The organism is Actinomyces urogenitalis DSM 15434 (genome assembly GCF_000159035.1).
Taxonomy (GTDB): domain Bacteria; phylum Actinomycetota; class Actinomycetes; order Actinomycetales; family Actinomycetaceae; genus Actinomyces; species Actinomyces urogenitalis.
In genome coordinates this window covers 694,115-700,201 of sequence record NZ_DS999576.1, presented here as the reverse complement: position 1 = coordinate 700,201, position 6,087 = coordinate 694,115, and the positions used below count along the sequence as shown (strand labels likewise).

Here is a 6,087-nt window from a genome sequence, read left to right as displayed (position 1 = left end):
CGCCAGGAGCAGCGGGCAGCGTTCAGGCACGTGACCTGCCGGACTACGCCGGCCGCCTGGAGGAGATTGGCGCCCTGCCACTTGAGGAACGGTCTGCAGGCCTGGCTGCCGTTCACGAGGAGCTGGCCTCGCTCCTGCGGGAGGCGGAGGGCTGAGTTGGTACCAGGCGTGGGCAGACAACCGGAGGACGACATGGCCAGACTGATCCGCATTGACTCTGAGCTCGTACGTCGCGGGCTCGCACGCTCGCGTACCCACGCCGCCCAGCTGGTGACGGACGGCCACGTCACCCTCGACGGCGCCGTCGTGACCAAGCCGGCGCGTCAGGTCAACCCGGCCCAGGCGATCGAGGTCGTCATCCCCACTGGTGACGACTATGTCTCCCGTGGCGCCCATAAGCTCGCCGGCGCCTTGGACGCGCTGACCGAGCGGGGCCTGGCGCCACGCGTCCAAGGGCGTCGGTGCCTGGACGCCGGAGCCTCCACAGGCGGGTTCACGGACGTGCTGCTGCGCCGCGGCGCCGAGCACGTCGTGGCCGTCGACGTCGGCTACGGGCAGCTTGCCTGGTCCCTTCAGTCCGACCCACGAGTGACCGTGCTCGACCGCACCAACGTGCGCACCCTGGATCCGCAGGCCGTGGCTCCGGCCCCAGGACTCGTCGTGGGAGACCTGTCCTTTATCTCCCTCACCCTCGTCCTGCCCCCGCTCGTGGCAGCGGCCGCCGAGGATGCGGACCTGCTGCTCATGGTCAAGCCGCAGTTCGAGGTCGGCAAGGAGCGTCTGGGCCATGGGGGAGTCGTGCGGGACCCGGAGCTGCACGTGGAGACCGTCCTGACGGTGGCCGAGGCCGCTCACGGCCTCGGACTGGGTATCGACGCCGTGACGGCCTCACCGCTGCCGGGGCCGGCCGGCAACGTCGAGTACTTTGTCTCCATGCACGCCTCATGTGCCGGCGCGCCGCAGGACCTGCGTGGCCAGGCGCTGGTGGACGAGGCGCGCCGCGCCGTCGACGCCGGCCCGGCCGGTCAGGCTCGGCGAGCCAGAGGAAGGAGATGACGGTGACCGTACGCCGCGTCATGGTCATCCAGCGTGACCGTGGTGACAAGCCTGTGCCTCCGCACCGCAAGGCGGCGCCGACGGCTCGCGCCGTTGAGCGCGCTGAGGCGGCTCTGCGTGCCCACGGCGTGGACACCGTGGACCAGGACTGCCAGGACGAGGTCGACTTCGTCCTCGTCCTGGGTGGTGACGGCACGATCCTGCGCGCCAGCGAGATAGCGCGTGAGCGTGACATCCCGCTGGCCGGGGTCAACACCGGGCACGTCGGCTTCCTCGCCGAGGCTGACCCTGACGACTTGGACCAGGTCGTTGCTGACATCGTGGCCGGGCGTTATACGGTCGAGAACCGGATGACCATGGACGTGGAGGTCACTGCTCCTGACGGCACGGTCACTCGCAGCTGGGCGCTCAACGAGGCCGCCCTGGAGAAGCGTGACCGTGCGCGCATGCTCGAGGTCGCCATCGGGGTGGACGGGCAGGCGGTGTCCTCCTTCGGCTGCGACGGGTTGGTCATGTCCACCCCGACGGGCTCCACGGCCTACGCCTTCTCCGGAGGAGGCCCCGTGATCTGGCCTGAGGTCGAGGCTCTTCTGCTGGTCCCCCTGGCCGCCCACGCCCTGTTCACCCGTCCCCTGGTCCTGGGACCGTGTTCGTGCCTGGAGGTCGTGGTCCAGCACGCCGGCCTGGGAGGTGCCGAGGTGTGGTGCGACGGCCGACGTCGCCTGCTGGCTCCTGCCGGCAGCAGGATCCGTGCCCGGCGTGCCGCTCGTCCGGTCCGTGTGGCGCGCCTGAACCAGGCCCCGTTCTCCACCCGTCTGGTGCGCAAGTTCGACCTTCCCGTTGACGGGTGGCGGGCTGCCGCCGAGCGGCCTGCCCCTCGTGCTCCGCAGGAGGTCAAGCCGTGATCGAGTCGCTACGCATCGAGGACCTGGGCGTCATCGAGGAGGCTGAGCTGACGCTGAGCCCCGGGCTGACGGCTCTGACCGGGGAGACAGGTGCCGGAAAGACCATGGTGCTCACCTCGCTCGGCTTGCTGCTGGGCGAGCGCGCCGAGTCCACCGTGGTGCGGGCTGGGGCCGATCGCACGGTCGTGGAGGGCAGCTTTGTCCTGGACCAGCACTCGCGCGCTGCCGCGCGTGCCCAGGAGGCCGGCGCCGAGCTGGATGAGGACCTGCTCATCGCCTCGCGGACCGTTCCGGCGCAGGGACGGTCCCGCGCCTACCTCGGGGGGCGCTCGGTGCCGTCTGCCGTCCTGTCAGAGGTGGGAGCCGAGCTCGTCTCGGTTCATGGCCAGGCTGACCAGCTCCGCCTGCGCAGCGCGGCGGCCCAGCGCTCCGCCCTGGACAGCCTGGGCGGGGCCGAGCACCTGGCCCGGTGCCGGTCCTATGCCCAGGCCTACCGTGCCTATCAGGATGCCGCCCAGCGGCTGCGCCAGTGGCGTGAGGGAGCCGCTGCCCGTGCTGAGGAGGTAGCCCGCCTGCGGGGGTGGCTGGAGGCGATCGAGGAGCTTGACCCGGCTCCGGGCGAGGACGTGGCACTGACTGAGGAGGCCACACGCCTCGACCACGCTGAGGACCTGCGGCGTGCCGCCGCCGTGGCACGCACGGCGCTGGCCGGTGACGACGACGCCCTGGCCGCCCAGGCCGACGCGCTGTCACTGCTGGCAGAGGCAGAGCGTGCGATCGCGCCTGTCGCGGAGGTGGACAAGGCGCTGGGCGAGCTGGGGGCGCGGGTTGAACGCCTGTCGATCGAGGCGGCTGATGTGGCAGCCGAGCTGGGTGAGTACCTGGCTGGCCTGGACGCGGACCCGGCCCGGCTGGCGTGGGTCCAGGACCGTCGCGGCGAGCTGGCCCGAGCCTGCCGGGAGATTGGCGGCGCACACGAGGAGATCGAGGACGCTGACGCGCTGCTCGCCTTTGCTGAGCGTGCGGCCGCGCGGCTGGAGGTCCTGGACGGTCCGACGGACACAGGCAGCGCACTCTCGCAGGAGGTTGAGCAGGCTCGCGAGCTCCTGTACACGCGTGCTGGCGAGCTCAGCGCGGCCCGCGCGCAGCTGGCTGAGTTGCTGCGTGAGCGCGTGACCAGCGAGCTCGAAGGGCTTCAGATGAAGGGATCGCGCCTGGTCGTGGTCCTGGACAGGCTCGACGAGCCCGGACCGACGGGGGCGGAGTCCGTGACGCTGCAGCTGGTCTCCCACCCTGGTGCTCCTGCGCTGCCGCTGGGCAAGGGAGCCTCAGGCGGCGAGCTGAGCCGCATCATGCTCGCCCTGGAGGTCGTCCTGGCCGAGGCGAGTACGGACGGCTACCGGCGCACCTTGGTCTTTGACGAGATTGACGCCGGCGTGGGCGGAAGGGCCGCTGGTGAGATCGGGCGCCGCCTGGCGCGGCTGGCGCGCTCCCACCAAGTGGTGGTGGTCACGCACCTGGCGCAGGTCGCTGCATGGGCGGACACCCAGCTGGTGGTGCGTAAGGAGCAGGCTCAGGACTCTCACAGGCAGCAGGCTCAGGCGAGCAACGGCGTCGTGCCGGGCCTAACCCGCACCACCGTACTGCCGGTCAACGGGCCGGAGCGCGTGCGTGAGCTGGCCCGTATGCTCTCGGGCCACGATGACTCAGACTCGGCGTTGCGCCACGCCGCTGAGCTGTTGGAAGAGGCCCACGTGGCAGAATCCCAGCCGTGAGGAACCCCTTCCGCAAGCAGCTACCGTCGGAGCCGGAGCGCCCCAGCGGCGTCGTGCGCGTGGACGCCCGGACCAAGACGCTCACCAAGCGCCTGCGCCCGGGCGACATCGCCATCATCGACCACAGTGACCTGGACCGCGTAGCCGCCGAGGCGCTCGTCGAGTGTCAGCCCGCCGCGGTCCTCAATGCCGCGCCCTCGGTCTCCGGACGCTATCCGAATCTCGGTCCTGGCATCCTGCTGGAGGCCGGTATTCCCCTCATTGATGACCTGGGCTCTGACGTCATGCGTCTGCGTGAGGGTCAGCGGGTGGTCATCGACCTGGCTGAGGACTCGCCCTCCCGAGGCACTGTGGTACTCGCCGGCTCCGAGCAGTCCATTGCCCAGGGCACCGTCCAGACCGCCCAGAGCGTCGAGGCGGCGATGGAGGCAGCCAAGGAGGGGCTGGCAGTTCAGCTTGAGGCCTTTGCTGCCAACACCATGGAGTACATGCGCGGGGAGCGCGACCTCCTGCTCAACGGCGTGGGGATGCCGGACGTGCGCACGCAGATGAGTGGGCGCCACGTCCTGGTCGTGGTGCGCGGTTACTCCTACAAGGAGGACCTGCAGGCCCTCAAGCCTTATATCCGCGAGTACAAGCCCGTCATCATCGGCGTGGACGGCGGGGCCGACGCCGTCCTCAAGGCCGGCTTCAAGCCGGACATGATCGTGGGGGACATGGACTCGGTCTCAGACAAGGCGCTGCGCTGCGGGGCTGAGATCATCGTCCACGCCTACCGTGACGGCCGCGCGCCAGGCCTGGCGCGCGTGGAGGACCTGGGTGTGGAGCACCTTGTCTTCGCCGCCACCGGTACTAGCGAGGACATCGCCATGCTCCTGGCCGACGCTGCTGGCGCCGAGCTCATCGTGGCGGTGGGCACGCACGCGACCCTGCTGGAGTTCCTGGACAAGGGACGCGCCGGGATGTCCTCGACCTTCCTCACGCGCCTCAAGGTTGGCAGCCGCCTCATCGACGCCAAGGGCGTCTCGCGCCTGTACCGCACCCGCATCTCCACCTGGCAGCTTGTCCTGCTGGCACTGGCCGGGCTCATCGCCCTGGGTGTGGCGCTGGCGGCCACGTCCGCCGGGCAGACCTTCCTCGGCCTGTCCGGTGCCGTGTGGGACGACATCGTCAACTTCATACGCTCGTTGCTGGGGCTGGCTCCGTCGGCCCCGACCGTCTGACGACTTGGAACAGGAACGGCACACCTCATGATCGACTTCCGCTACCACCTGGTCTCCCTGATCTCCGTCTTCCTGGCTCTGGCCGTCGGTGTCGTCCTGGGAGCAGGACCGCTGCAGAGCTCTTTGGGCAACGCGCTCAACGACCAGGTCGCCTCGCTGCGCGAGGACCGCAACGCCACCCAGGGCAAGCTGGAACAGACCGAGACGGCCGTCAACGACCGCGACGAGTACATCACCGCCGCGGCGGCTGCCTACCTGCCCGGCACCCTGACCGACCGCAAGGTCGCGCTCGTCGCCCTGCCTGAGGCCGACAGCTCTGACATCGAGGCAGTCGTGGCCCAGCTGGAGGCAGCCGGCGCCAGCGTGGTGGCCCGGGTCACGCTGACGACGGCGTGGATCGACACCTCCCGGGAGACCTTCCGCTCCACCTACTCCGGCCAGTTCGCCGGCTACATGGAGGCCGTGTCCGGCAGCGGGAACACGGTCCTGGGTGCTGGGCTCGCCACGGCGCTGACGTCGTCGGAGGCAAGCGCCTCGGCCCTGACCGACCTGCTCAAGGCCTCGGACAGCCCGCTGATGACGGTGGATGCCGAGCCGAGCGAGCCGGCGGACAGCGTCGTCGTCGTCGGCCCGCGCACCACCATGACCACGGGGGACGACCCGACCCCGGCCTCGACCGAGGGCATCAGCCTGGCGGCCTGGAACGAGGCACTTGGAGGTCTGGCCTCCGTCTCGCCGTCCGTGGTGATCGGTGCGGCCGACGTCAAGACCGACCTCGTGGCGCAGCTGCGCTCCTCGCAGACCAAGGTGACCACCGTTGACTCGGTGGGGCAGGTCGCGGCCGCGGTCTCGGTCCCGCTGGCGCTGGCCCAGACGATTGCCGGGACCACCGGCTCCTACGGATTCGATGAAGGCGCCGAGGCGGTCATGCCGCAGCTGTCGGCGGCCACCAAGGCCACCGAGCCAGCCGCCACGGAGAACACAGAGCAGTGACGACGCCGCAGCGCGCCCTGGACCTGCTGCCCGCCGTGGCCGGAGGCAGCCTCGTGGGGACCGTGAGCCGGGTGCTGGCGCGCAGCCCGCGCCTGGAGGCCGTCCTGGAGCGCGAGAACTTCCACGGCCGCAGGG

At 70.5% G+C, this 6,087-nt stretch carries 5 protein-coding genes; all 5 read left to right on the top strand.

Going from position 1 to position 6,087, the window contains the following annotated elements:
- Nucleotides 1-192 precede the first annotated feature (192 nt).
- Genes HMPREF0058_RS11200 through HMPREF0058_RS11180 form a run of 5 tightly spaced genes read left to right on the top strand, consistent with a single transcriptional unit; the run spans nucleotide 193 to nucleotide 5,952 of the window.
- Complete coding sequence (locus HMPREF0058_RS11200; protein ID WP_006549909.1) at nucleotides 193-1,056, top strand: TlyA family RNA methyltransferase; 864 nt, start codon at nucleotides 193-195, stop codon at nucleotides 1,054-1,056.
- 20 nt (nucleotides 1,057-1,076) lie between these two features.
- Nucleotides 1,077-1,961, top strand: a complete 885-nt coding sequence (locus HMPREF0058_RS11195; RefSeq protein ID WP_048682953.1) for an NAD kinase — start codon at nucleotides 1,077-1,079, stop codon at nucleotides 1,959-1,961.
- Nucleotides 1,958-3,736: a DNA repair protein RecN gene (gene recN, locus HMPREF0058_RS11190; RefSeq protein ID WP_006549907.1), complete on the top strand. Its 1,779-nt coding sequence runs from the start codon at nucleotides 1,958-1,960 to the stop codon at nucleotides 3,734-3,736. The genes HMPREF0058_RS11195 and recN overlap by 4 nt, the downstream gene beginning before the upstream one ends.
- Complete coding sequence (gene steA, locus HMPREF0058_RS11185; protein ID WP_006549906.1) at nucleotides 3,733-4,959, top strand: putative cytokinetic ring protein SteA; 1,227 nt, start codon at nucleotides 3,733-3,735, stop codon at nucleotides 4,957-4,959. The genes recN and steA overlap by 4 nt, the downstream gene beginning before the upstream one ends.
- Nucleotides 4,960-4,986: 27 nt before the next feature.
- A complete protein-coding gene (locus HMPREF0058_RS11180) occupies nucleotides 4,987-5,952 on the top strand; it encodes a copper transporter (RefSeq protein WP_006549905.1) in 966 nt (321 codons plus the stop codon).
- Nucleotides 5,953-6,087: the final 135 nt, after the last annotated feature.